Origin of the sequence: Streptomyces sp. BBFR51, assembly GCF_044591655.1 — a bacterium.
Taxonomy (GTDB): Bacteria; Actinomycetota; Actinomycetes; order Streptomycetales; family Streptomycetaceae; genus Streptomyces.
This window is the reverse complement of sequence record NZ_CP172448.1, coordinates 3,677,080-3,701,373: the sequence shown is the minus strand read 5'-3', so window position 1 is coordinate 3,701,373 and position 24,294 is coordinate 3,677,080. Positions and strand designations below refer to the sequence as shown.

At 71.5% G+C, this 24,294-nt stretch carries 23 protein-coding genes, 1 tRNA gene and 3 pseudogenes; 15 read left to right on the top strand and 12 right to left on the bottom strand.

The genetic code is table 11. The annotated features are described in order from the left end of the window. Window positions 1-152 precede the first annotated feature (152 nt). Window positions 153-593: a VOC family protein gene (locus tag ACGH7X_RS16755; RefSeq protein ID WP_399886138.1), complete on the top strand. Its 441-nt coding sequence runs from the start codon at window positions 153-155 to the stop codon at window positions 591-593. Between the two features lie 43 nt (window positions 594-636). On the opposite strand, the gene ACGH7X_RS16750 is transcribed toward ACGH7X_RS16755, so the two are convergent. After that, window positions 637-1,230: a TetR/AcrR family transcriptional regulator gene (locus ACGH7X_RS16750; protein ID WP_399886136.1), complete on the bottom strand. Its 594-nt coding sequence runs from the start codon at window positions 1,228-1,230 to the stop codon at window positions 637-639. Window positions 1,231-1,358: 128 nt separating this feature from the next. Here ACGH7X_RS16750 and ACGH7X_RS16745 point away from each other — a divergent pair, with 128 nt between their 5' ends. Further along, entirely contained in the window at window positions 1,359-2,255 is an 897-nt protein-coding gene (locus ACGH7X_RS16745; RefSeq protein ID WP_399886134.1) for an SDR family oxidoreductase, read from the top strand. 56 nt (window positions 2,256-2,311) lie between these two features. Here ACGH7X_RS16745 and ACGH7X_RS16740 read toward each other — a convergent pair whose 3' ends face one another. Both ACGH7X_RS16740 and ACGH7X_RS16735 read right to left on the bottom strand, forming a co-directional pair. Further along, entirely contained in the window at window positions 2,312-2,758 is a 447-nt protein-coding gene (locus tag ACGH7X_RS16740; protein ID WP_399886133.1) for a hypothetical protein, read from the bottom strand. Then, on the bottom strand, window positions 2,755-3,021 hold the full coding sequence (locus ACGH7X_RS16735; RefSeq protein ID WP_399886131.1) for a hypothetical protein: 267 nt from the start codon (window positions 3,019-3,021) through the stop codon (window positions 2,755-2,757). Before ACGH7X_RS16735 ends, ACGH7X_RS16740 begins: the two co-directional genes overlap by 4 nt. A gap of 70 nt (window positions 3,022-3,091) precedes the next feature. On the opposite strand from ACGH7X_RS16735, the pseudogene ACGH7X_RS16730 reads away from it, so the two are divergent. Then, window positions 3,092-3,307: pseudogene (locus ACGH7X_RS16730) on the top strand (helix-turn-helix domain-containing protein); the annotation flags it as partial. On the opposite strand, the gene ACGH7X_RS16725 reads toward ACGH7X_RS16730, so the two are convergent. Beyond that, window positions 3,268-3,369, bottom strand: coding sequence for a helix-turn-helix domain-containing protein (locus ACGH7X_RS16725; RefSeq protein WP_399886129.1), 102 nt, complete (start codon window positions 3,367-3,369; stop codon window positions 3,268-3,270). The pseudogene ACGH7X_RS16730 and the gene ACGH7X_RS16725 overlap by 40 nt on opposite strands. A gap of 207 nt (window positions 3,370-3,576) precedes the next feature. On the opposite strand from ACGH7X_RS16725, the gene ACGH7X_RS16720 reads away from it, so the two are divergent. The 3 genes and pseudogenes from ACGH7X_RS16720 to ACGH7X_RS16710 form a co-directional block, all read left to right on the top strand. Then, window positions 3,577-4,212 carry an SMI1/KNR4 family protein gene (locus tag ACGH7X_RS16720; protein WP_399886127.1) on the top strand — a complete coding sequence of 212 codons (636 nt, stop codon included), beginning with the start codon at window positions 3,577-3,579 and terminating at the stop codon, window positions 4,210-4,212. 48 nt (window positions 4,213-4,260) lie between these two features. Next, a pseudogene (locus ACGH7X_RS16715) lies at window positions 4,261-4,566 on the top strand (hypothetical protein); the annotation flags it as partial. Beyond that, window positions 4,497-4,698: pseudogene (locus ACGH7X_RS16710) on the top strand (site-specific integrase); the annotation flags it as partial. The pseudogenes ACGH7X_RS16715 and ACGH7X_RS16710, both read left to right, overlap by 70 nt. 107 nt (window positions 4,699-4,805) lie before the next feature. Here ACGH7X_RS16710 and ACGH7X_RS16705 read toward each other — a convergent pair. The 3 genes from ACGH7X_RS16705 to ACGH7X_RS16695 all read right to left on the bottom strand — a co-directional run bounded on the left by ACGH7X_RS16705 (window position 4,806) and on the right by ACGH7X_RS16695 (window position 8,036). Then, a tRNA-Arg gene (locus ACGH7X_RS16705) sits at window positions 4,806-4,878 on the bottom strand. Window positions 4,879-4,945: 67 nt separating this feature from the next. After that, on the bottom strand, window positions 4,946-6,628 hold the full coding sequence (locus ACGH7X_RS16700) for an IclR family transcriptional regulator C-terminal domain-containing protein (protein WP_399886125.1): 1,683 nt from the start codon (window positions 6,626-6,628) through the stop codon (window positions 4,946-4,948). Between the two features lie 109 nt (window positions 6,629-6,737). Next, window positions 6,738-8,036, bottom strand: a complete 1,299-nt coding sequence (locus tag ACGH7X_RS16695) for a M6 family metalloprotease domain-containing protein (protein WP_399886123.1) — start codon at window positions 8,034-8,036, stop codon at window positions 6,738-6,740. 339 nt (window positions 8,037-8,375) lie between these two features. Between ACGH7X_RS16695 and ACGH7X_RS16690 the strand changes: the two genes are divergently transcribed. Beyond that, window positions 8,376-9,029, top strand: a complete 654-nt coding sequence (locus tag ACGH7X_RS16690) for a TetR/AcrR family transcriptional regulator (protein WP_399886121.1) — start codon at window positions 8,376-8,378, stop codon at window positions 9,027-9,029. Between the two features lie 193 nt (window positions 9,030-9,222). Further along, the gene (locus ACGH7X_RS16685; protein ID WP_399886119.1) at window positions 9,223-10,767 is read left to right on the top strand and encodes an MFS transporter; all 1,545 of its coding nucleotides are present in this window, start codon (window positions 9,223-9,225) and stop codon (window positions 10,765-10,767) included. Between the two features lie 101 nt (window positions 10,768-10,868). Here ACGH7X_RS16685 and ACGH7X_RS16680 read toward each other — a convergent pair whose 3' ends face one another. After that, a complete protein-coding gene (locus ACGH7X_RS16680) occupies window positions 10,869-11,360 on the bottom strand; it encodes a MarR family winged helix-turn-helix transcriptional regulator (protein WP_399886117.1) in 492 nt (163 codons plus the stop codon). A gap of 95 nt (window positions 11,361-11,455) precedes the next feature. Here ACGH7X_RS16680 and ACGH7X_RS16675 point away from each other — a divergent pair, with 95 nt between their 5' ends. Continuing rightward, entirely contained in the window at window positions 11,456-12,241 is a 786-nt protein-coding gene (locus ACGH7X_RS16675; RefSeq protein ID WP_399886116.1) for a dioxygenase, read from the top strand. A 61-nt stretch (window positions 12,242-12,302) separates the two neighbouring features. Here ACGH7X_RS16675 and ACGH7X_RS16670 read toward each other — a convergent pair whose 3' ends face one another. Further along, the gene (locus ACGH7X_RS16670; RefSeq protein ID WP_399897083.1) at window positions 12,303-12,818 is read right to left on the bottom strand and encodes a GNAT family N-acetyltransferase; all 516 of its coding nucleotides are present in this window, start codon (window positions 12,816-12,818) and stop codon (window positions 12,303-12,305) included. Window positions 12,819-13,038: 220 nt separating this feature from the next. Here ACGH7X_RS16670 and ACGH7X_RS16665 point away from each other — a divergent pair, with 220 nt between their 5' ends. Then, on the top strand, window positions 13,039-14,037 hold the full coding sequence (locus tag ACGH7X_RS16665; protein ID WP_399886114.1) for an RNA polymerase sigma factor RpoD/SigA: 999 nt from the start codon (window positions 13,039-13,041) through the stop codon (window positions 14,035-14,037). 607 nt (window positions 14,038-14,644) lie between these two features. After that, complete coding sequence (locus ACGH7X_RS16660) at window positions 14,645-15,256, top strand: TetR/AcrR family transcriptional regulator (RefSeq protein WP_399897080.1); 612 nt, start codon at window positions 14,645-14,647, stop codon at window positions 15,254-15,256. A gap of 24 nt (window positions 15,257-15,280) precedes the next feature. Here ACGH7X_RS16660 and ACGH7X_RS16655 read toward each other — a convergent pair whose 3' ends face one another. Next, on the bottom strand, window positions 15,281-16,252 hold the full coding sequence (locus ACGH7X_RS16655; protein WP_399886112.1) for a helix-turn-helix transcriptional regulator: 972 nt from the start codon (window positions 16,250-16,252) through the stop codon (window positions 15,281-15,283). Between the two features lie 62 nt (window positions 16,253-16,314). Between ACGH7X_RS16655 and ACGH7X_RS16650 the strand changes: the two genes are divergently transcribed. The 4 genes from ACGH7X_RS16650 (at window position 16,315) to ACGH7X_RS16635 (ending at window position 22,086) form a co-directional block, all read left to right on the top strand. Beyond that, a complete protein-coding gene (locus ACGH7X_RS16650) occupies window positions 16,315-17,853 on the top strand; it encodes an MFS transporter (RefSeq protein ID WP_399886111.1) in 1,539 nt (512 codons plus the stop codon). A 261-nt stretch (window positions 17,854-18,114) separates the two neighbouring features. Beyond that, window positions 18,115-18,876, top strand: coding sequence for a DeoR/GlpR family DNA-binding transcription regulator (locus ACGH7X_RS16645; protein WP_399886109.1), 762 nt, complete (start codon window positions 18,115-18,117; stop codon window positions 18,874-18,876). Next, window positions 18,873-19,820, top strand: coding sequence for a 1-phosphofructokinase (gene pfkB / locus ACGH7X_RS16640; RefSeq protein ID WP_399886107.1), 948 nt, complete (start codon window positions 18,873-18,875; stop codon window positions 19,818-19,820). Before ACGH7X_RS16645 ends, pfkB begins: the two co-directional genes overlap by 4 nt. A gap of 193 nt (window positions 19,821-20,013) precedes the next feature. Further along, a complete protein-coding gene (locus ACGH7X_RS16635; protein ID WP_399886104.1) occupies window positions 20,014-22,086 on the top strand; it encodes a fructose-specific PTS transporter subunit EIIC in 2,073 nt (690 codons plus the stop codon). A gap of 65 nt (window positions 22,087-22,151) precedes the next feature. On the opposite strand, the gene ACGH7X_RS16630 is transcribed toward ACGH7X_RS16635, so the two are convergent. Then, window positions 22,152-22,901, bottom strand: a complete 750-nt coding sequence (locus tag ACGH7X_RS16630) for a DUF6227 family protein (protein ID WP_399886102.1) — start codon at window positions 22,899-22,901, stop codon at window positions 22,152-22,154. A 168-nt stretch (window positions 22,902-23,069) separates the two neighbouring features. Beyond that, a complete protein-coding gene (locus ACGH7X_RS16625; protein WP_399886100.1) occupies window positions 23,070-24,293 on the bottom strand; it encodes an Ig-like domain-containing protein in 1,224 nt (407 codons plus the stop codon). Between the last annotated feature and the right edge of the window lies 1 nt (window position 24,294).

Genomic DNA, 24,294 nt, shown 5'->3' with positions numbered 1-24,294 from the left:
CCCGGGGATGTCGAGAACAAACCACCGGCTCCGTCCCAGGCACATCGGCGGCCACCACCGGCCGTACGAGGTACAAGCCGTACGAGGTACAAGCCGTACGAGGTACAAGCCGTACGAGGTACAAGCCGTACGCGGAAGAGGGAGAAACCGGCATGGCGATTCAGCGGATGGACAACGTCGGCATCGTGGTCGAGGACATGGACGCCGCCATCGCGTTCTTCGTGGAACTGGGCATGGAGCTGGAGGGCAGGACGGAGGTCCAGGGCCCCGTCGCCGACCAGTGCACCGGCCTCGAAGGTGTCCACTGCGACATCGCGATGCTCCGCACCCCGGACGGCCACAGCCGGCTCGAGCTGTCGAAGTACCGCACCCCCGAGGCGATCAGCGCGAGCCCGCGCAACCGGCCGCACAACATCCTGGGCACGCACCGCGTCATGTTCGCCGTCGACGACCTGAAGGACACCGTCGCCCGCCTGCGCCCGCACGGCGCCGAAATCATGGGCGAGATCGCCCGCTTCGAGGACGTCTATCTCCTCTGCTACGTCCGCGGCCCGGAGGGCATCATCGTCGGCCTGGCCGAACAGCTGCGCTGAGAAGGAGGCGCCGACCGGCCCCGAGGGCCACGCGGCCTCGGCATCACCGCGTCTCCTGCGGCGCCGGGGCCGCATCCCCGGCCAGGTGCAGCAGCTTCCGGAACACCTCCGTCACGATGTCCTCGAAGGACCGCTCCTCGCCGTCGCTCACCCAGCGCCCGAACGCGACCCCGAACACCGCGACGCCCGTCTGTGCCGCCACCGTGGCCGCCAGCTCGTCGACGCCGCGCGCGCGGAGGGAGTCGGCGACCGTCGTGGCGAGGTCGGCCATCTTGCGCAGCTCGCGTTCCTGGAGCGCGGGGTTCTCGTCGATCACGGCTTTGCGGGCACGGGCGTGGGGGCGGCGTTCCGCCGAGAAGTGGGACGCCGCGGACCGCAGGGCGCGGGCGACGGTGTCGAGGGGGGACGCGTCGGGCGGCGCCCCGTTCACCCCCTCCAGGAACGCCTGGGCCAGCAGCTGCTGCCCGTGAAAGAGGGCCTCGCGCTTGTCACTGAAGTGCCGGAAGAACGTGCGCTCGGTCAGACCGACGGACTGAGCGATCTCCGTGGCGGTCGTGCGCTCGTAGCCGCGGGTCGCGAACAGTTCCAGCGCGGCCGCCTGCAGCCGCTCGGGGGTTCCGGGTTCCCATCTCGCCATGCGGTGAGTCTAGACACGGCGAGCGCGGTGATGGCAGCGACTGACGTCGAGGCGTACAGTGATGTCTGTGACTGACGTCAGTCACAGACATCACTGCACGTCTGAACACTGAACCCGAGGAGCACGTCATGCGCGTTTTCGTCACGGGAGCCTCCGGCTGGATCGGCTCCGCCGTCGTCGACGAACTGCTCGCCACCGGTCACGAGGTCACCGGGCTGGCCAGGTCCGACGCCTCCGCCGCGGCGCTGGAGGCGAAGGGCGCCCTGGTCCGTCGCGGCGACCTCGACGACCTGGACGGCATCCGGCTCGGGGCCGAGGCCGCCGAGGCCGTCATCCACCTGGCCAACAAGCACGACTGGGCGGACCAGGTCGCGACCAACGCGGCCGAGCGGGGCGCCGTGCAGACCATCGGCGACGCGCTCGCCGGGAGCGGGAGGCCGTTCCTGCTCGCGTCGGGGGTCGCGGGCCTCACGCCGGGCCGGCCCGCCACCGAGAGTGACGCGAGCCCGGCGCACGGCCCTGACGCGCCGCGCGGCGGCACGGAGAACCTCGCCCTGGAATTCGTCGAGCGCGGCGTGCACAGCGTGAGCCTGCGGTTCTCACCGACCGTGCACGGCGCGGGCGACCACGGCTTCGTCTCCATCATCGCCTCGGTGGCCAGGGAGAAGGGCGTCTCCGCCTACCCGGGCGACGGGACCAACCGCTGGGCCGCGGTCCACCGCACCGACGCCGCCCGCATGGTCGGACTCGGCCTCGAGAAGGCCCCCGCGGGCTCCCGCCTGCACGCCGTCGCCGAGGAGGGCGTCACCAGCCGCGCCATCGCCGAGGCCATCGGCCGCGCCTACGACCTCCCCGTCACCTCCATCGACCCGGCCGAGGCCCAGAACCACTTCGGCTGGCTCGGCACCTTCTTCAGCCTGGACCTCGCCGCGACCAGCACGGCAACCCGGGAACTGCTGGGCTGGACACCCACCGGCCCGACCCTGCTGGAGGACATCGACGCGGGGGCGTACGGGGGGCGGTGACGCGGCGGCGGCGACGGGTCCGGCCCCGTGAGCCGGACCCTCGCGACCCGCCTACGTCAGACCTTCTCGACTCGCACGGAGTGTCCGGCGAGCAGTTGATCCATGTCGTCGGTGTCGGAGGTGAAGACGGTTGCCTGAGCACCCTGCGCGGCTTCCCTCCCGGCCACAGCCGCCAGAACGGCATCAATGGCGTACTTGTGCCCGTGCAGGCCGGTCGCCCTGAGCATGTCGCGCGCCATAGCGATCACCTGGTCGTCGGAGTGGACGACGCGGATCCGGGACAGCGTCCAGTTCCACAGTGCCTGCTTCGACGTTTCGCGAGGATCCCATGCCTCCAAGGTCGTGAGCGCCGAGGTGACGATCGGGATGTCGAGCCGCGGAGCCGTCTTGACCAGCGCGGCCACCTCACGATCACCCTGAACCGCCTTGGAGAGCGCCTCGGAGTCGAACACGAAGACACGCCGGCGCGGCCGGTGCAGCTTCGCACGGGCGGTGCGGCTCACGCGGCGTCGTCCGAACTCAACCGCTGCTCGTCGTGCCACCCGTCGATCGCGGCGATGCGGTCCAGCGCTGCCTGCTGTTCGTCGTCCGTCACGGCGCCGTGCTCTTCTTCGAGACGTTCGGCCAACTCGCGCAGTCGGTCCATGCCGTCCTGATGAGCGGCGGCGGACGCGATGTAGCCGGACACCCCACGCGCGTCGACCCGCTCCTTGATCGACTCCACCAGTTCTTCCGGCACGGTGATGGTGATCTTCCGAGTTGCCATACTTTAAGTATGCCATGGTGGCATGGCTTGGTTTCCCGGAGATGTCGGCTCCGACGGGGAGGGAGAGCTGATGGATCACAACACGTGGAAGACGCGCCGGGCTCGGCAGCTTGCGGGTGAGGCGGTGGAGTACGACCAGGAGTACGTCGACGCACGGCTGGCCGGCGATCTCGGGCAGGCGGTCTACAACCGGCGGATCGAGCTCGGCATCTCCCAGACGGAGCTGGCCGAGCGGGCCGGGATGACTCAGCCGCAGGTCTCCCGGATGGAGGGCCCCTCGATGCCCTCGGCTTGGTAGCGGCGATACCAGATGTAGTACGCCTGCCGGCTGATGCCGAGTACCGGCAACTCATGGCGACGTTGCCGGTGACCTCTTCGACATGGCGTATGACGGCCAAGCGCCGCTTGGCCTCGCGATCGAGCGGGGGTGTCTTCGACATGTGGATCTCCTAGTGATCAGAGACCCAGGTGTCAACGATGATCGGCAGTTTTAGACTCTGGGTTGTCAGTGTGTGCAGTTACGGTGTGGCTCCCGAGGTGACCGAAGGAGCGTTCGTGTCTGCTGAGAGGCTGTTGGCGCCGCTGCTCAGTCTTGTGCCATCGGTGCATGGGGCCAACGAGGAAGTGGACTGGCGTGCGGTCCATGAGGCGCTCGGTGTGCGTCTGCCGAGCGATTACACAGCCTTCATGTCTGTCTACGGCGCAGGTGGCCTCGGAGACCTCAGCATTCTGGGGCCGCTGCCCGTTGAGGGTTTGCAATGGGATCCCGACAACATCCTCGAGGTCGCGCCTGAGTTCCAAGACCTGTGGAACAGCGAGAGTGGCGTTCCCGGCATCGTGGCCGACGGAGGATCGCTCCTGCCCTGGGGCTCCGGTTGCAATGCCAATGAGCTGGGATGGCTCATGCTCGACCCGGACCCGGACAAGTGGCCCGTGGTGGTTTGGCGTCGACAAATCAGCTACGGCGACTCGCGATGGAAGCTCTTCGACTGTGGCATGGTCGACTTCCTGGTCAGAATGATGCGCGCCCAATTCGACGAGTGCCCTCTTGGCGACGCCTCGCTGTGGGGTAAAACGGCTCCTTTCGTGCACTGGCGCGAGCAGCAACGACGTTGGCTTGCGGGGCTCGACCCTGCGACGGGCGAACCGGACCCCGTCATTCAAGACTTCCTGCAATGGCCGGCGCCCTGACTCAGCCGGTTGCGTAGGGCTTGAAGTCGTGCACCCAAGCAGGGAGTTCCCGAGCCGAAGGTCCGTGACCGGCAGACCGGCGAGATCGCCAAGGACGCCGTCAGCGGCGAGGCGCTGATGACCATCGGCGTCGTTTACATCGAGGACGGCGAGTCTTCGCTGATCAAGGTCACCGTCCCGGAAGGCGGTGTCTCCGAGGGACTGAACCTCGGGGCTCCGGTCTCGCTGCCTGGGCTCATCGCCCGGCCGTGGGAGTCTGTGTTCAACGGGCAGCAGCGCCACGGCACTTTCACGATCTTCGGCACACGGGCGACACGCTGGCCTCGACGGCAGGGGCCAGCACGCGGGAGCTGATGACTCGCATGGGGGCACAGCAGCTCGCGGGCCGCGCTGATCTACCAGCACATGACCAGCGACCGTGACCGGGCCATCGCCGACCGGCTCGGGGCCATGATCCGGGGTGGTGGGGGAGGGGCCTTCGGCTAGGGGATGTGGCATCCGCGTGGCATTAGTGGCACGCGTGTGGCACGACCCCGGACAGGACGAAGGGCCAGCCTGGGAGGGAAACCCTCCTGAACTGGCCCTTATCGCTGTGCCCCCGGCAGGATTCGAACCTGCGACACCCGCTTTAGGAGAGCGGTGCTCTATCCCCTGAGCTACGAAGGCGAAGGCGTGCCGCTGTGGGCGGCGGTGCCAACAGGTTAGCGGATGCGGGGGAGGGTGTGGGGAGGGGCTAGGTCGGGGGCACGGTGACGAAGCGGCCCGCCACGCGGAGGTCCGCCTCGATGTGGCCGGCCGTTCGGGACAGCTCCGGGAGGATTTCCGTCTCGCACGCTGCCGTCGTGCGGCGGGCCGCGTGCATCGCGACGCTCACCGCTGCCACCACCCGGCCCGTGCGGTCGCGGACCGGGACCGCGACGGAGCGCAGGCCGGCCTCCAGTTCCTCGTCGACCAGGGCGTAGCCCCGCTCCCGGATCTCGGGGAGGGCCAGGAGGACGTGGCCCAGTGCCGTCGCGTGCGCCGGGAGGCGGGTGCCGACCGTGACGCGGGCGCTCAGGACGCGGGTCGTGGACGCCCGGGCCGTGTACTGGATCTCCTTGCCCGAGTCCGACAGGACGGCGAGGGACGTCGACTCGTGGACGCGGTTGGCGAGGGCGGTCAGGTGGGGCTGGGCGATCTCGGGGAGGGAGGTGCGGGAGAGGGGTGGGAAGCCGAGGGACAGGACTCGGGGGGTGAGGGTGAAGGTGCGGTCCGGGGTCGGTGTCACCAGGCCCGCGTGCTCGTAGGTGATCAGGGCCCGGCGGGCGGTCGCGCGGGCCAGGCCCGTCGCCTTCGCGACCTCCGTGAGGGTCAACGCGGAGCGACCCTCGCCGAAGGCCGTCAGTACGGTCAGCCCGCGGGCCAGTGACTCGACGAACTCCCTGCCCAGTTCCTGCTTCGACGCTCCCGTCCAGGTGGCCAGGCCGGCGCGGGGCGGTCCCGGTTGTGGTGGCGGGGCGGTGCGCAGGTCGTCCTCCATCGTCGCCACCGCCGCGCACAGGCGGGGGAGCAGCGACGCCCTCAGGTCCGGTGCCGTGTGGCGGCTGGTGTGGCTCACCACGCTCGCCACGCACGACACTCGCCCGGTGCGGGGGTCCCGTACGGGGACCGAGAGCGCGACCAGGCCCGGTTCGATCAACTGGTCGTCCAGTGCCCAGCCGTCGGCCGCCGCGCTCGCCGTACGGTGCTCGAAGTCCTCGTCCGGGGTGCCGTGTTCCCGTGGCGGGACGGCGGGGAAGGAGCGGTCCTGCGGGTCGGTCGCGCGGCGCTCGTGCCAGCGGTGCCAGTCGGACCGCGTCCACTCGGTGGCGAACAGCGGGCCCGGCGCGGTGCGTTCGGCGGGGAGCAGATCGCCGATGCGGAAGCTCAGGGACATCGCGCGGCGGCGCGTCGCCTGGTGGATGAAGCGGATGCCGTCCCGGTCGCCGACCGCCAGCGACACCGATTCGTCCAGTTCGTCGGCCAGTTCGTCGGCCCGGGAGGAGAGGAGGGCGGGGAGGCGGAGGGCGGCGAGGTAGGCGTTGCCCAGCTCCATCAGGCGGGGGGCCAGGGCTACGTCGCGGCCGTCCAGGCGGACGTATCCCATGCGGGCGAGGGTCGCCGTGAGGCGGTCGACCGTGGAGCGGGCCAGGCCGGTGGCCCGCTCCAGCCCGCTGAGGCTGAGGGTGCCGCCGTCCGCCTCGGTCAGCCGCCGCAGTACGGCGATCCCGCGGAGCAGCGGCGCGACCGCTTCGGCCGGTGCGACCGCCTCCGACCGTGCGATCGCCTCCGACCGTGCGGCCGCCTCCACCGGTGCCGTCACCTCGGGCGGCACATCCGCGGCCGGCGAGGCGGCGCCCCCGTCGTGGGCGGCGTCGTTCGTGGTGTTGGCGGGCATCGGCTCGGCTCTCCGGTACGGCGGTCACGGCAGGCCTACGGTAGCCCCGACCACCGTCCCTGCCTCTCGGTGATCCGCACCCCTCGGTGATCCCCAGCCGCCCCGCCCCTCACCCCCGCGTGACCCGCACCCGCATGTCCCCCTTCGCGTCCGCCTCCGACACCTTGACGGTGATGCCGTGGCGCGGGTCCTTGAAGGTCTCGCCCGGGGTGAAGGCGGCGTCGGAGAGTTCGGCGTGGACGTTCGGGCTGCGGGTGCAGCCGCCGCTGTCGCGGAGGGAGTCGTAGACGCGCACCGGGCCCATGCCGGTGTCCACGTCGGCGTCGACCTTGTAGATCAGTACGCCGGGGCGGCACACCGTCTCGTCGTTGCCCTCGCGGGTGCGCAGTTCGACCGCGTAGCCGGACTTGCCGTTCAGCGGGAGGACCACCAGCTTGTCGCCGCCCTTGCGGGCCAGCGGCGTCAGTGTGTAGTCGGTCGTCCCCGGTGCGGACGCGCAGTGCACCTGGGACGGGTCGAGCCAGCCCAGCTTCCACTTGTGCCAGCCCAGGAGGTCGTTGTTGGCGCCCCAGTCCTCGCTCATGATGTCCCAGTGGCCGACGGCGCCCCCGCCCTCCTGGGTGTAGAGGTCGGGCAGGCCGAAGACGTGGCCGTTCTCGTGGGGGAGTACGCGGTAGCCGGTCTCGTCGTAGGAGCCGGAGCCGTCGTCCTGGCGGGAGTAGACGAAGGAGGCGTTGGCCACCGGGACGCCGTCGGCGACCGGGGCCTCGGCGTTGCCGGCGAACGTGACGGACAGGACCGTGTCCAGGGCGGAGGGACCCGCGTTCGGGGTGACCAGGACGTTCAGGAGGTCGTACGCGCGGAAGTCCACCTTCGCGTCGGCCTCGGCGACGAGGTCCTGGACCAGCTTGCGGTAGCCGGGTTCGAAGGGGGCGCCGCGCTCTATGCCGTACTCGGCGAACGACTTCGGCATGCGCAGCCAGTCGCGGATCGGTGTCTCGGGGCGGTAGTCGAGGCGGCCGTAGGAGCTGGTGCGGAACCATTCCCGGGTCTGCGGGAAGAACTCCGCGTAGCGGTCGAGCGCCTTGCCCTCGCCGGGCGCGTCCGAGAAGTCGATCATCAGGTTCAGGGCGCGGACGGTGCCGGTCGAGCGGGCGTAGCCGGCGGAGGTCGGCACGCCCTCGGACATCTGGATCTCGGAGCCGCCGCTGATCAGGCAGGGACCGTGCGCGGAGGAACGGGCGAGGGCGGCCGGGCCAGGGCCCGCCCCGGTGGTGCCCGGCGCGAGCCGGCCGGTGCCCGCCGAGGTGCTGAGCGCGAGGGTCAGGACGGCGACGGTCCCGAACGCGGCCAGCCGGCGCGGGCGTATGCGCCGGCTCGGCGGCTGCGCCTGCGGCTGCGGCTGCATGCGGACCTCCCGGACCACGGCAGCCGCCCGGCACCGGCTGCACCCTTGCGATTCACCCTGTGCCGAGGGGTGGGCGGGCGCGCGCTGGAGAGGCCGATCGTGGGTTTCTCGCCGGTAGCCGCCGACCGGGGGACGGGCGTCCAGGGCCACGGAGGGTGAGGGAACAGGCTGGACGGGTGGTGTGACTCAGGTCACGGTGAGGTTTCTCGGATCCGGGAAATAACCGGGGATCGTTTCCCCGTTTAGACGTGTGTCCGAGCGAAACGGGGATTTGCTCCCCGGATCGCACTCAGTCGTCGCGAGTCCCTCGCGGTGATCGCACTCATCCAGGAGTACGCCGTGCAGACCGCAGTCCCCGAGCAGCGCAAGGTGGCCCGGCCGCGCGCCGACGCTCTGCGCAATCGGGAGCGGATCGTCGCCGCCGCCCGGGAGATGTTCGTCGAGCACGGCCCCGAGGTGCCGCTCGACGACGTGGCCCGCAGGGCCGGCGTGGGCAATGCCACGGTGTACCGCAACTTCCCCGACCGCGACGCCCTCGCCCGCGAGGTCGTCTGCTCGGTCATGGACCGTACGGCACGGGCGGCCGAGCTGGCCCTCGCGGAGACCGGCGACGCGTTCGAGGCGCTGGAGCGCTTCGTGCACGTATCCGCCGACGAGCGGATCAGCGCCCTGTGCCCCATGGTGTCCAGCACGTTCGACCAGCACCACCCAGACCTGGAAGCGGCGCGCGAACGAGTCGAACGACTCGTCGCCGAGGTCATGGACCGGGCGAAGGCGGCCGGTCAGCTCCGTAGTGACGTGGGTGTGGGCGATCTGATGATCGCCGCGGCCCAGCTCAGCCGGCCTCCGGCCGGTACGGGGTGCGTGAGCGCCGACAGGTTCGTCCATCGCCATCTGCAGCTGTTCCTGGACGGGCTGCGGGCTCCCGCCCGCTCCGCCCTGCCGGGCACGGCCGTGACCCTGGAGGACCTGCGCCGGCCCTGCGACCAGTAGCGACCAGTAGCCAGTGGTTCCGACTCCTGACCGTTCAGCTCCACGACGCCCGACCGTCCAGTTCCGCGACATCCGACCGTACGAACATCTGATCGCCTGAACAGTGGACGGCGGCCCTCTGCGGCCGTCGCCCCGGGCAAGTCGTCCCTTTACTCACCTTTTTCCGTCACGAAGTCCCGAAGTGGGTATCCCCATGTCTCAATCAGCCGTCAAGGCCTCCGGCGTCATCGACGCCCCGGATGCCGGCCGCTGGAAAGCGCTCGTCTTCATCGCGCTCGCCCAGCTGATGGTCGTCCTCGACGCCACCATCGTGAACATCGCCCTTCCCTCCGCCCAGCAGGACCTCGGCATCTCCGACGGCAACCGGCAGTGGGTCGTCACGGCCTACGCCCTCGCCTTCGGCGGTCTGCTGCTGTTCGGCGGCCGGATAGCCGACCTGTGGGGCCGCAAGCGCACCTTCGTCCTCGGTCTGTCCGGCTTCGCCGTCGCCTCGGCGCTCGGTGGCGCCGCCACCAACGAGGCGATGATGTTCGGCTCCCGCGCCCTCCAGGGCGTCTTCGGCGCCCTGCTCGCGCCCGCCGCGCTGTCCCTGCTCGCCGTGATGTTCACGGACGCCAAGGAGCGCGCCAAGGCCTTCGGCATCTACGGTGCGATCGCCGGTGGCGGCGGCGCCGTGGGTCTGATCCTCGGCGGCTTCCTCACCGAGTACCTGAACTGGCGCTGGACGTTCTTCGTCAACATCCCGTTCGCGATCGTCGCCGCGGCCGGTGCGTACCTCGTCATCCGTGAGCCGAAGGGCGGCCGCAACCGCTCGCCGCTCGACATCCCCGGCGTGATCCTGTCCACCCTCGGTCTGGTCGCGCTCGTCTACGGCTTCACCCGCGCCGAGTCGGAGGGCTGGAGCGACTCGGTGACGGTCGGCATGTTCGTCGGCGCGGCCGTGCTGCTGCTCTCGTTCGTGCTGGTCGAGTCCCGGGTCAAGGCCCCGCTGCTGCCGCTGCGCGTGATCACCGAGCGCAACCGGGGCGGGATCTACCTCTCGCTGGGCCTGGCCATCATCGCGATGTTCGGCCTGTTCCTCTTCCTCACCTACTACCTGCAGATCGTGCAGGGCTACTCGCCGGTGAAGACCGGCTTCGCCTTCCTGCCGATGATCGCGGGCATGATCACGGGCTCCACGCAGATCGGCGCCCGGCTGATGACCCGGGTCGCGCCCCGGCTGCTGATGGGCCCCGGCTTCCTGGTCGCCGCCGTCGGCATGCTGTTCCTGACCCAGCTGGAGCTCGACACCTCCTACGCCGCGGTGCTGCTGCCCGGCATGCTGCTGCTCGGCCTCGGCATGGGTACGGCGTTCATGCCGGCCATGTCCATGGCCACCATGGGTGTGGAGCCGCGGGACGCCGGTGTCGCCTCCGCGATGGTCAACACCTCGCAGCAGGTGGGCGGCGCGATCGGTACGGCGCTGCTGAACACGATCGCCGCCTCGGCCACCACGTCCTACATCGCCGACCACATCGGCGGCGCGGGCTCCCGGTCGCAGCAGCAGCTGGTCCAGCTCGAGGGCCAGGTGCAGGGCTACACCAGCGCGATCTGGGTCGCCGTCGGCATCCTGGTCGTGGCGGCCGCGATCGCCCTGACCTTCGTCAACGCCGGGCGTCCGGGCGGCAGCGCCGTCACCGGTTCCGGTGCGGGCGACGCGGCCGAGGACGAGCTGCCGGTGCCGGTCGTCGCCCACTGACGCCGGAACCGGACACCCGCTCGGGCCCCTGATCCACCCGTGCGTACGGGGAGGGGACGCCTCGTACGCACGGTTCCCCCGGACCTGCCCTGGCCGCGCGCTCAGCGCAGCCAGGGCAGGTCCGCACCCGCTTCGCTCGGCTGAAGTCCCTCGGCGACGATCCGCATGATCTCGCCGAGGGACTTCTGCTGTTCGGGGGTGAGCCGGTCGAAGACCGCCTGGCGTACGGCGTTCACATGACCCGGCGCGGTCCGGCGCAGCACCTCGTACCCCTCGTCCGTGAGGATGGCGAACTGGCCGCGCTTGTCGGAGGGGCAGTCCTCGCGGCGGACCCAGCCGTTCTTCTCCAGGCGGGCGACCGCGTGCGAGAGCCGGGAGCGGGTGATCTTCGCGTATCTGGCCAGCTCCGTCATCCGCAGCCGGCGACGCGGTGACTCGGCGAGCTTGACCAGCAGGCCGTAGTAGACGTGCGGCATGCCCGCGTCGCGCTGGAGCTGCCGGTCGAGGTGGTCCTCGAGGAGGGTGGCGGCCTCGATGTAGGAGCGCCAGACGAGCTGCTCCTGGGCGGTGAGCCAACGGGGTTCGTCGTTCATGTGCCCCACTGTACGAAACAATTCCTTGAATTTTAAACAAAGTCGGCATAGATTGATGGCGAGTGAAGATTGAGAGTTCAAGTATCGGAGTAGTCATGACCGCCACCGTCCGGGAACGCATGCCCGCCCTCTACCTCAGTCATGGCGCCCCGCCGCTCGCCGACGACCCCGTCTGGCCCGGCGAGCTGGCCGCGTGGGCCGCCGGGCTGCCGACCCCCAGGGCGATCCTCGTCGTCTCCGCCCACTGGGAGGAGGCCCCGCTCGCCCTCGGCGCCACCCGGACCGTCCCCCTGGTCTACGACTTCTGGGGCTTCCCGGAGCACTACTACCAGGTGCGCTACGAGGCCCCCGGCGCCCCCGCGCTCGCCGAGTCCGTACGCAAGCTGCTGCGCGCCCCCGGCACGCCCGTGCAGGACGTCCCCGACCGTGGCCTCGACCACGGCGCCTACGTGCCGCTGGTCGAGATGTACCCAGGTGCCGACATCCCCGTCCTCCAGGTCTCCATGCCGACCCTCGACCCGGCCCGGCTCATGGAGATCGGCCGCAGGCTCGCGCCGCTGCGCGACGAGGGCGTGCTGATCATCGGCTCCGGGTTCTTCACCCACAACCTGGCCGCGCTGCGCCAGGGAGGCATCCCCTCCTGGTCCGCGGAGTTCGACGACTGGGGCAGGCGCGCGCTCAAGGCCGGTGACGTGGACGGGCTGCTCGACTTCGACCGCAAGTCCCCGGCGGGCCGGCTCGCCCACCCGCGCACCGAGCACTTCGCGCCCCTGTTCGTGACGATGGGGGCGGCGGACGCGGCCGGTGAGCTGGACCTGCGGCGGTCCGTGATCGACGGGTTCTGGATGGGGCTGGCCAAGCGGTCCGTGCAGTTCGGCTGACCGCCGGTCGCCGGGCGCCGGCCGTTGGCTGTCGGCCGCTGACCGCCGGCCGCGCGCGGACCTACAGCGGCTTCTCGTACCAGGCCACGTCCCAGTACCGGCCGAACTTGCGGCCCACCTCGCGGTACGTGCCGACGTGGCGGAAGCCGAAGCGTGCGTGGAGCCGGCCGGACGCCTCGTTGGGCTGGGCGACGCCCGCGTAGGCGCGGTGCAGGTCCTCGCCGGCCAGCGCCGCGAAGAGGGACGTGTAGAGCAGCGTGCCGACGCCCCGGCCGCCCGCGCCCGGGGCGACGTAGACGGTGGTCTCCACCGAGGTCCCGTAGGCGGGCTTCGCGCGATAAGGGCTGGATGTGGCGTACCCCAGAATCTCCTGTGAGTCCGCGTCCGTGGCAACCCTCAGCCGGTACGGACCGTCTTCAGGGTGGGAGAGCAGCCAAGGGCGGCGCTCTTCCGGAGTGAAGGGCTCGGTGTCGAACGTGATGGGCGTCTCACGAACGTAGTGGTTGTAGAGGTCGGTGAGGGCCTTGAGATCGTCCTCGACTCCCGGTCTGACCTGGACCTCCGCAGTTCCCGGCAGCATCGCCCCTCCTCGTGTGGCGGCACAGGGTACTGCATGATCAGAAAAATCGAGGGGCGGGTTGGGAATTCTGTCCGGATTCCAGTCGTTGTTTCCATCGGATGCAGGGCACCCGAGGAGAGTCCCGGAAGCGAGTCCCGAGAGGGACCGGAGACAACCTCACACCGTGCCCGAGCGTCCACCGGACCACCCGCTGAACCACCATCGCAAGGGAGCACGCATGGCAACCCGTGCCGTCGCCCGTCGTAAGTCCGCCACCGGCGAGACCTCCGGCGCGGCAACCAGCGTCCGCGCCAACGGCGGAGAACTCGCCGACCGCGATCTGGTCGGCATGTACCTCGACGAGATCGCCAGGACACCCCTGCTCGACGCCGCCAAGGAGGTCGAGCTGTCCCAGACCATCGAGGCGGGTGTGTTCGCGCGGCAGGTCCTCGAAGGGTACGAGGAGACCGGGGCGGACGCCACCCGTGAGGAGCTCCAGGCCCTGATCGACGAGGGTGAGCGGGCGAAGGACGTCTTCATCCGTTCCAACCTGCGCCTGGTCGTCGCGGTCGCCCGCCGCTACCCGCGCAGCGGTCTGCCGCTCCTCGACCTGATCCAGGAGGGCAACGCCGGCCTGGTCCGCGCGGTCGAGAAGTTCGACTACCGCAAGGGCTTCAAGTTCTCGACGTACGCGACCTGGTGGATCCGTCAGGCCATCACCCGTTCCATCGCCGACCAGTCGCGCACCATCCGCCTGCCCGTCCACCTGGTGGAGGAGCTGGGCCGGATCCGGCGCGTGCAGCGCGAGTTCAACCGCGAGCACGGCCGCGAGCCGGAGCCCACCGAGATCGCGGCCGAGCTGGGCTCGACGCCGGAGCGCGTCACCGACGTGCTCGACTGGGCCCGCGACCCGGTCTCGCTGAACATGTCGGTGGACGACCAGGGCGAGACGCAGTTCGGCGACCTGCTGGAGGACACCTCGGCCGTCTCGCCCGAGCAGTCGGTGCTGACCCTGCTGCGCAGCGAGGAGCTGGACGACCTCATCGGCCGCCTCGACCCGCGCACCGCGTCCATCATCAAGATGCGGTACGGCATCGACGACGGCCGCGAGCGCACGCTGACCGAGGTCGGCAAGGAACACGGCCTCACGCGTGAGCGCATCCGCCAGATCGAGAAGCACGCGCTGCTGGAGCTGAAGAAGCTGGCCCGCGACACCGGCTTCGAGGCAGCGGCGTAACGCGGCAGCGGGAGTACGGTCGCGGCAGGACGACCGGTCCACCGGACCGGCCGGCGCGTGACGCGGGGGCGTGACGTGGCGGATGGGGCGTACGCCGGTGGCCGAACCCCGCGCAAACATGGCCGTACAACGCTGCTTCAACCCGCGGGGGCCGGGCAAAAGAACTCCGGGCCCGTCTGTCGCGGCCCGGCACTCCCGGTACACGACCGGCCCCACCGCACCCTTTTGGACCACGTCCCGACGCACTCCCCCCGGCGCCGGGACTTCCCGAGCCGGGCTCGGCGCCCCTCCCCCCGGGGCGCCGCAGCCCGGCTCCTTCCGCATTCCGGCTTCTTCCGCGGTCCGGAGTCGTCCGCGGTTCGGGTCGTCCACGGTCCGGAGTCGTCCACGGTCCGGCTCTCGCGCGGCGGGGGCGCGCCCGGACGCACGCCGGAGCAGAGCGAAGAGGCGGGGCACCCCGAACCTGAACCCCGGGGTGGCCCGCCGGATGGCAGATTCTGCCACAGCGGCATAGCCTGCCGAAGTGAGCAGCAGCACCATCCCAGCATTTCCCGACCCCGGACCGGGGCCGGTCTCCCTGACCGAGCGGCGCAAGGCCGAGACCCGGATGGAGATCGCCCGGGCGGCGGCCCGCCTCTTCGTCGGCCAGGGCCTGCGGGCCACCCGGGCCGAGGACATCGCCAGGGCCGCGGGTGTCGCCCCGCGCACCTTCTACCGGTATTTCGCCGCCAAGGAGGAGGCCGTCGCCCCGCTCTACGCCCTGGGCGCCGAGCGCTGGGTGCGGGCGGTGCGCGAGGCCCCGGCCGAACTGTCCCCGCCCGAGGCACTGGAACACGCCGTGCGGCACACCCTGACGCCGGGCGTCGGGGTCTCGGCGCCCTCCTGGGAGTGGGCCCGCACCCTCATCCGCCTCGCCGAGAGCAGCCCGGCGCTGCGCAAGGTGTGGGCGGAGGTGTGCCACTCCACCGAGCGGGCGCTCGTGGAGGCGCTGGCCGCGCGGATGTCCGGCGGTGACGACAACGTTGCCGCACGACTGGCCGCCTCTCCCCGGCTGCACTTCGCGGGCGCCGTGGCGAGTGCGGCCGTGCGGGTCGCGGCGGAGTACTGGGCGTCTTCCTCCCAGGGCGCCCGCAGCCCCCTGGACCAGGCGCTGCTGAACCTGGCGGTGCTGCGCGGGTTCACCTGGGAGGACGGCCGGCACGAGGAGGAACAGGGCTGAGGGAGGGCCGGCGGCGCGGGCCGGTCAGTCGTCCCGCGCCGCCCGGCCCAGCCGCGCCCCCAGTTCCCGTACGCACTCCACCAGTTCGGCCGGTTCCCGGACCCGGAAGTCCACCCCGGCCGTCGCCAGCCGGACGGCCATCCACTCCACCGGGTCGGAGGCGGTCGCCCGCACCACGCACGACGCGCCGCCGTCCACCGTCTCCGGCGTTCCCATCCAGGGCGGCAACAGCGCCGTGACGGTCTCGGCGGGCGCGTGGAAGACGACCACCATTTCGTAGGAGTCGTTCCGGCGCTGGATGGAGCGCCGCAGATATTCGGCCGCGTCCCCGGTCGGCAGTTCCCGCGGTGCGAACCGCGCCCCCGTGGCGAAGGGTTCGCTCACCCGGTCGACCCGGAAGGTCCGCCAGTCGTCCCGGTCGAGGTCGTAGGCGACCAGGTACCAGCGGCGCCCCGTCGACACCAGCCGGTACGGCTCCGTCACGCGCCGCGACTCGGTGCCGTCCCCCGCGCGGTAGGCGAACCGCAGCCGCTCCCGTCCGGCCACCGTCGAGGCCATCACGGTCAGCGTCTCGGGGGCGATGCTCGGACCGTCCCCGCTGGTCAGCGGCGTGGTCGCGGACTGGAGCGTGGTGACGCGGTGCCGCAGCCGCGACGGCAGCACCTGCTCCAGCTTGGCCAGCGCCCGCACCGACGCCTCGTCCAGGCCCGCCACCGCGTGCCCGGCCCCGGCCCGCAGCCCGACCGCGATGGCCACCGCCTCCTCGTCGTCGAGGACGAGCGGCGGCATCGCCTTGCCGGCCACCAGCCGGTAGCCGCCGTCGGAGCCCATCGTCGCCTGCACCGGGTAGCCCAGCTCGCGCAGGCGGTCGATGTCCCGCCGGACCGTGCGCCGGGAGACCCCGAGCCGGCCGGCCAGCTCGCCGCCGGGCCATTCGCGGGGCGTCTGGAGGAGGGAGAGGAGCGTCAGCAGCCGGGCCGGAGTGTCCGTCGTCATGCCGACGAGGATGCCGCACATCTAGGACACGATCCGACCTATTGGCCTCCTAGATTCCTCTCATGACCTTCACGCACACCCCGGACCCGGCTCCCGTCCCGGCCGCGGCGGCCGACGCGGGCGACCGCCGTCGCTGGTTCGCCCTCGCGATCGTGATGACCGCGGCGTTCATGGACCTGGTCGACGTCACCATCGTCAACATCGCCATCCCCTCGATCCAGCGGGACGAGGGCGCCTCCTTCAGCCAGATCCAGTGGATCACCGCCGGTTACGCCCTCGCCTTCGCGGCCGGCCTCATCACCGGCGGGCGGCTCGGGGACATCCACGGCCGCAAGCGGATCTTCCTCGTCGGCATCGGCGGCTTCACCGTGGCGTCGGCGTTGTGCGGCCTCGCGGCCAACCCGGAGATGCTGGTCGCCTCCCGCATACTCCAGGGCGGCATGGCGGCGCTGATGGTGCCCCAGGTGCTGTCGATCGTGCACGCCACCTTCCCGGCGCACGAACGCGGCAAGGTGTTCGGGCTGTTCGGCGCGATCGTCGGCCTGGGTGCCGTCTCCGGCCCGCTGCTGGGCGCCCTGCTGACCGAGTGGAACCTCTTCGGGCTCGAATGGCGGCCCATCTTCCTCATCAACCTGCCGGTCGGCATCGCCGGTCTCGTCCTCGGCAGCCGCTTCATCACCGAGTCGAAGGCGCCGCGCGCCCTCAGGCTGGACCTGGTCGGGGTCGCCCTGGTCACCCTCGGTCTGCTGATGCTGGTCTACCCGCTGACCCGGGGCCGCGAGCTGGGCTGGCCGCTGTGGGGGTACCTCTCGATGGCCGGCTCGCTCGTGGTCCTCGCGGTGCTGGTGGCCTACGAGCGGCGCAAGAGCGCGCGGGACGGTTCGCCGCTGGTGGAGCTGTCGCTGTTCAAGGTGAAGAGCTTTGCGGCCGGGATCGCCGTGCAGACGGTCTTCGGGGTCGCACTCGGCGTCTTCTTCCTGGTGTGGACGCTGTACATGCAGGTCGGGCTCGGCTGGAGCCCGCTGCGGGCCGGGCTGACCGGCGTACCGTTCTCGATCGCCGTCTCCGCGGCCGCCGGGGTGTCGGTGCAGGCGCTGGTCCCGCGCTTCGGGCGCAAGGTGCTCCAGGCGGGCGCGCTGGTGATGGCGGCCGGAGTGCTCCTCTACATCTGGGAGTCCGGGCGCTACGGGCTCGCCATCACGTCCTGGCAGATGGCGCTGCCGCTGGTCGTGATGGGCGTCGGGATGGGGCTGATCGTCGCCCCGCTGACGGACGCGGTGCTCTCCCAGGTGCCGCGCGAGCACGCCGGGGCCGCGTCCGGGCTCATCAACACCGTGCAGCAGATGGGCAACGCGCTCGGTCTCGGGCTGGTGTCGGTGGTCTTCTTCGGCACCATGAGCGATCACCTCACCCCCGCCCGCATCGGCCCGGCCTACGCGGACGCCTTCCAGAACGCGCTGGGCTGGGTGGCGGCGGTGATGGCGGTCATCTTCCTGCTGATGTTCGCGCTGCCCAAGCGGCCCGCCCAGCACGTGGAAGGGGGCCAGGACCAGGACCCGGACCAGGACCCGGCGCAGGAGAAGGAGCCGGCGCTGGTCTGAGATCGCGGTCGCGGACATGGCGTTGCGCGGCGGGGGCGGGTCCGGCACTTCGGTGCCGGACCCGCCCCCTTCGCGTGCTGCATGGACCGGCCGTGGCCACGGCCGTAGCCGTATCGGCGGCCGTAGTCGCGGACGTGCTTGATGCCCGTTCATGTCTGCTTGATTCCGACTGTTTCTGGTTGCTGTTTACATTCCGGAAAACCGGGCGTAGCCTCCGAGAGAAACCACAGGTTCGGGCATTCGGGTCGGAGGTGAACGGTCATGTACGCACCGGAGCGGCAGCAGGAGATCCTCCGGCTCGCCCGGGACGGCGGCCGGGTGGACGTGGTGTCGCTGGCCGAGGAGTTCCAGGTGACGGCGGAGACAATCCGCCGCGACCTCAAGGCCCTCGACCGCGCCGGGCTGCTCCGCCGGGTGCACGGCGGCGCGATCCCCGCCGGGCGGCTCGACTTCGAACCGGACCTCGCCGAACGCGAGTCCACGGCCGCCGACGAGAAGGACCGGATCGCCAAGGCCGCCCTCGCGGAGCTGCCGTCCGAGGGCACGATGATCCTCGACGCCGGCTCCACCGTGGCCCGCATGGCCGCGGCGATCCCGTCGGAGACCTCGCTGACCGTCGTCACCCACAGCCTGCCCATCGCGGCCCGCCTCGCCGACCACCCCGGCATCCAGCTCCACCTGGTCGGCGGGCGCGTACGGCACCGCACCCGCGCCGCCGTCGACGCCTGGGCGCTGCGCGCGTACGGCGAGATCCGCGCCGACGTGGCCGTGGTGGCGGCCAACGGCTTCTCCGTGGAGCACGGCCTGACCACCCCCGACCTCGCCGAGGCCGCCGTCAAGCGGGCCGCCCTGACCGCCGCCCGGCGCGTGGTGCTGCTCGCCGACTCCTCCAAGTACGCCCAGGAGCAGTTCGCCCGCTTCGGCGCCCTGAGCGACGTGGACCTGCTGATCACCGACAGCGGGCTGACCCCCGAAGACGCCAACGCCATCCAGCGCGCCGGCACGGAAGTAGTACGCGCATGATCCTCACCGTCACCCCCAACCCGTCGCTCGACCGCACCTACGAGGTCCCCTCCCTCGACCGCGGCGAGGTCGTCCGCGCCACCGGCGAGCGGGTCGACCCGGGCGGCAAGGGTGTGAACGTCTCGCGCGCGGTGACGGCGGCCGGGCAGCGCACCGTCGCGGTGCTGCCGCTCGGCGGAGCGCCCGGCGCACTCGTCGCCGACCTGCTCGACGCGCAGGGCATCGAGGTCGCGCCGGTGCCGATCGCCGGGGCCACCCGCTCCAACATCGCGCTCGCCGAGGCCGACGGCGTCCTGACGAAGATCAACGCTCCGGGCCCCGAACTCTCCGCGGCCGAACGGGAACTGCTCCTGGAGACGGTACGGCGGCAGTCGTCCGGCGCGGACTGGATCGCCTGCTGCGGCAGCCTGCCCCGCTCGCTGCCCCCGTCCTGGTACGCTGACCTGGTCGCCCGGGCGCACACCGCCGGTGTCCGCATCGCCCTGGACACCTCCGGGCCCGCGCTGCTCCAGGCGCTGCGCGAGCGGCCCGACGTGGTCAAGCCGAACGCCGAGGAGCTGGCGGAGGCCGTCGGGCGTCCCCTGGCCACGGTCGGCGACGCCGTGAAGGCCGCCGAGGAACTGCGGGAGCTGGGCGCCAGGGCCGTGCTCGCCAGCCTGGGCGCCGACGGGCAGCTGCTCGTGGACGACGCGGGCACCTGGTTCGGCAGCGCCCGCGTGGACGCCGTACGCAGCAACGTCGGCGCCGGGGACTCCTCCCTCGCCGGTTTCCTCGTCGCCGGCGGGGCGGGTCCGCGCGCCCTCGCCTCCGCCGTCGCGCACGGTGCCGCCGCCGTCCAGCTGCCCGGCAGCGTGATGCCGACGCCGTACGACCTGGACCCGGCCGCGGTGACGGTGACGGCCGAGGTGCCGGTGGACCGCGTACTGAGGGAGCCGGCGTCATGACCTCCGGTCTCGACCGCGGCTCCCTCCACGGCCCCGCTCACGGTTCTCTCCCCGGGACCGTCCCCAGCCCTCACCGCAGGGCCCCCAGCCCCCACCGCAGTGCCCCCAGCCCCCACCGCAGTGCCCCCGTCCCCCTCCCCGCCCCCGCCCCTCACCCCACGGACCGGGCGATACGCGAGCTAAGGAGCCCGCGATGAGCGACATGATCACCGCGGATCTGGTCGACCTCGACCTGTCCGCCGACACCAAGGAAGCGGCGGCGCGTGCCCTCGCGGAGCGGATGGTGGCCCTGGGCCGGGTGACCGACCTGGAGGGCTTCCTCGCCGACGTGGCGGCCCGTGAGGCGCAGATGCCGACCGGCCTCGACGGCGGCATCGGCATCCCGCACTGCCGCAGCGAGCACGTCACCGAGCCGACGCTCGCCTTCGGGCGCAGCGCGGCCGGCGTCGACTTCGGGGCGGCGGACGGCCCGGCCGACCTGATCTTCCTGATCGCCGCTCCGGCGGGCGCCGACGACGCCCACCTGACGATCCTCTCCGCACTGGCCCGGCAGCTGATGAACGCCGAGTTCACCGGCGCGCTGCGCTCCGTGGGCGACGCGGCGGCCGCGGCCGCGCTGATCCGCGGGGAGGAGGCCGACGAGGACTCCGGTGCGGCCGACGAGGGCTCCGTGGCGGCGTCGGTGGCGGCCTCCACCGACGCCGCCACGGGCAGCGGCGACGGTCCCGACGAGCCCGACGGCCCCGACGAGCCCGCGCGTCCGTTCCGGATCGTCGCCGTCACCTCCTGTCCCACCGGCATCGCGCACACCTACATGGCGGCCGAGTCGCTGGAGAACGCGGGCCGCGAGGCGGGCGTCGAGCTGGTCGTCGAGACCCAGGGCTCGGCCGGGTTCACCCGGCTCGACCCGGCGGTCGTCGCGGCGGCCGACGGCGTGATCTTCGCCCATGACCTGCCCGTGCGCGAGAAGGACCGCTTCGCCGGGAAGCCCACCGTCGACACCGGGGTCAAGGCGGGCATCAACCGGCCCGCCGAGCTGATCGGCGAGGTCCGCGCGAAGGCGGCCCGCGGCGAGGTCACGGCGGCCTCCGCCGGGGGCGCGACGCCCGTGGAGCGCGGCGGCGAGTCCGGCGACGGGTACGGCACCAGGCTGCGCAAGTGGCTGATGTCCGGCGTCAGTTACATGGTCCCGTTCGTCGCCGCGGGCGGTCTGCTGATCGCCCTGGGCTTCGCGATCGGCGGCTACGAGATCAACAAGGCGCCGTCCGTGATGGACCACTTCGTGTGGACCCAGGCGGACAGCTGGGGTGCGCTGCTGTTCCAGATCGGCGGCGTGGCCTTCGCCTTCCTCGTCCCGGTGCTGGCCGGCTACATCGCCTACGGGATGGCCGACCGGCCGGGCCTGGTCCCCGGCTTCGTCGGCGGCTCGATCGCGCTGACCATCAACGCCGGTTTCCTCGGCGGCCTGGCGGCCGGTCTGATCTCCGGTGCCGTGGTGATGGCGATCCAGCGGATCCGCATACCGAAGGCGCTGCGCGGCATCATGCCGGTGGTGGTGATCCCGCTGATCTCGGCGGCGATCGTCGGGTTCCTGATGTTCGTGGTGATCGGCAAGCCCATCGCGTCCGCGCAGTCCGCGATGACCGACTGGCTCAACGGGCTGACCGGCGCCAACGCGGTCCTGCTCGGCGCGCTGCTCGGCCTGATGATGTGCTTCGACCTCGGCGGCCCGGTCAACAAGGTCGCCTACACCTTCGCCACCGCGGGCATCGCGGTCGCCAGTCCCAGCGACTCGGCGATGAAGATCATGGCGGCGGTCATGGCGGCCGGCATGGTCCCGCCGCTGGCGATGGCCCTGGCCACCACCGTGCGCGGCCGGCTCTTCAACGCCGCCGAGCGCGAGAACGGCAAGGCCGCCTGGGTCCTGGGCGCCTCCTTCATCTCCGAGGGCGCCATCCCGTTCGCGGCGGCCGACCCGCTGCGCGTCATCCCGTCCTCGATGGTGGGCGGCGCGGTCACCGGCGCCCTCTCGATGGCCTTCGGCGCCACGCTGCGCGCCCCGCACGGCGGCGTCTTCGTGGTCCCGCTGATCGGCAACCCGCTGCTCTACCTGGTCGCCATCGCGGCCGGCGTCTGTGTCACCACGGCCCTGGTGATCGTCCTCAAAGGGCTGCGCAAGCCGGTGACGGGAGCGGCGGCCCAGGGACCCGACGGCGCGGACCCGTCGGCACCGACACCGGGGGCGAAGCACCCGGTGTCCGCGTAGGGGCGTCGGGCGTCACGAAGTCCTGGCCGGGTCCTCCTTTCCGCAAGGGGGCCCGGTCCGGCGCTCTACGGGGAGACCTGCGCCGCGCGCCGCTCCATCGCCCGGCGGGCCGTGTCCTCGCTGTCGTAGACCTCGCACATGTGCCGTCCGTCGGGCGTGGCCGTGTGCTCGACCTCCCAGAGGGAGACCTCCACGCCGTCGTGCAGCAGGAAGGCGTGCTCGTAGAGGGAGAAGCCGATCCGGGCACGGCCCGCGCGGCCGGGGCCGCCGAAGGCCTGGGTGATCTGATGCGCGGACGCCGTCGCCAGCAGGGCGGCGAGGTCGGCGCCGGGCCGGTCCGTGTTCTCCGCGCGGCGCAGCACCCGGCGGGCGTGGTCCGCCGAGGCGTCGGGGACGTAGGCGTGGCGCGGGGCGGGGACGGGGGACAACTGCACCTGCACCGGCAGTTCGAAGTCGGGGGTGTCGGCCGGCAGCGCCATCCGGGAGGTGGCGGTGCGCAGCTCCTCCTCGTCGACGTACACCTCGTGCTGCGGTTCGCTGCCCGGGGCGGTGTTGTGGACGAGCTCCCAGAGCGTGAGCGCCGAGCCGTCGGCGAGCAGCCAGGTGTGCCGGTACGTCTCGCGGTGCAGCCCCGCGCTGTGGTGCGCGGAGTGCAGTGAACCGTCGTGCGCCAGCGCGCAGTCCAGCAGCCGTATCGTGTCGTCGGGCAGCTCGAACGAGTTCAGGGCGCGACCGAGCAGTCGCATGAGGTGCTCCTCCGGAGACTCGGGCGACTCGGGTGGTTCGTACGCTGCCGTCTCGTACGGAACGCTCAAGGTTTCTCCCGGCGTTGCTGCATGTCACCTTGTGGGTGCATACCGTAGCCCCTCGCTCGGACATCATGTCCGGGAACCGAGAAAACGTACGCACGAAAAACGCGCGGGCCGCGCGAAAAGTTCCCGCGCGACCCGAGGTCCCGTCAAAATCCGCTGCTCAGAGGCGGGTTAGACGGCGCTTGTGGCGATCCACTCGCTCCACGCCATGTTCCAGCCGTTGAGTCCGTTGTCCGGCGCGATCGTGTCGTCCGGGGAGTTCTTGACGATCACGACGTCCCCGACGAGCGAGTTGTCGTAGAACCACTTGCCCGGGGTGTCGCCCTGCCCGCCCTGGGAGTCCTGCAGCCCGACACAGCCGTGACTGGTGCCCTGGGCACCGAACGGCGGACTGCCCGGGTTGTACCAGTAGTTGCCGTGGATGAACGTCCCGGACTGGCTCAGCCGCATCGCGTGGGGCACGTCCGGGATGTCGTACTCGCCGCCGAACCCGACGGTCGAACCGTCCATGTGCGTCTGCTCGAACTTCTCCGAGATCACCATCTGCCCGTTGTACGTCGGGTTGTCCGGGCTGCCCGCCGAGATCGGGACCGACTTGAGCGTCTCGCCGTCGCGCACGACCGTCATGGTCTGCGTGTTCGCGTCCACCGTGGAGACCTGCGCCCGTCCCACGGTGAAGGTCACGGTCTTCTTCTGCACGCCGTAGACGCCGTTCGCGCCCTCCACCCCGTCCAGGTCGATCTTCATCGTGACCTTGGAGCCGGCCTTCCAGTACTCCTCCGGCCGGAAGTCGAGCCGCTGCGCGCCGAACCAGTGCCCGACCACCTCCTGCCCGCTGCTGGAGGTGACCGAGATGTGCGACTGCACGCTCTTCTTGTCGCCGATCGCCTTGTCGAACGTGAACGACACCGGCATCCCCACGCCCACAGTGCTGCCGCCGTCCGGGGTGTACGTGCCGACGAAGCTGTTGGCCGAGGAGACGGTGGTGAAGACCGAGTCGGCGGCGGCCGTGCGGCCGTTCGCGTCCTTCGCCCGCGCCGCGATCCGGTACTTCGTGCCGCGCTCCAGCTGCTCCTTCGGCTTCCAGCTGCCGCCGTCGCCCGACACCGCGCCCGGCACGGCGGCGCCCGTCTCCGCCACGGTCATCTTCACGTCGGTCAGCGTGCCGTCGCTGACCTTCACGCCGGTCGTGTTGATCGAGGCGCCGGACGCCCCGTCCTTGGCCGAGATCACGAGCTTCGCGACCGAGGTGTCGGCGGACCCGGCGCCGTCCTTGCCGTCCTTCTTGTCGTCGGCGCTGGCGCTTCCGCCGCAGGCGGTGAGGGTGAGGGCGCCGACCACCAGGGCGGCACAGGCCCCCAGTACGCGCCGCGTGGCTATGTCCGGCGTTGTCACG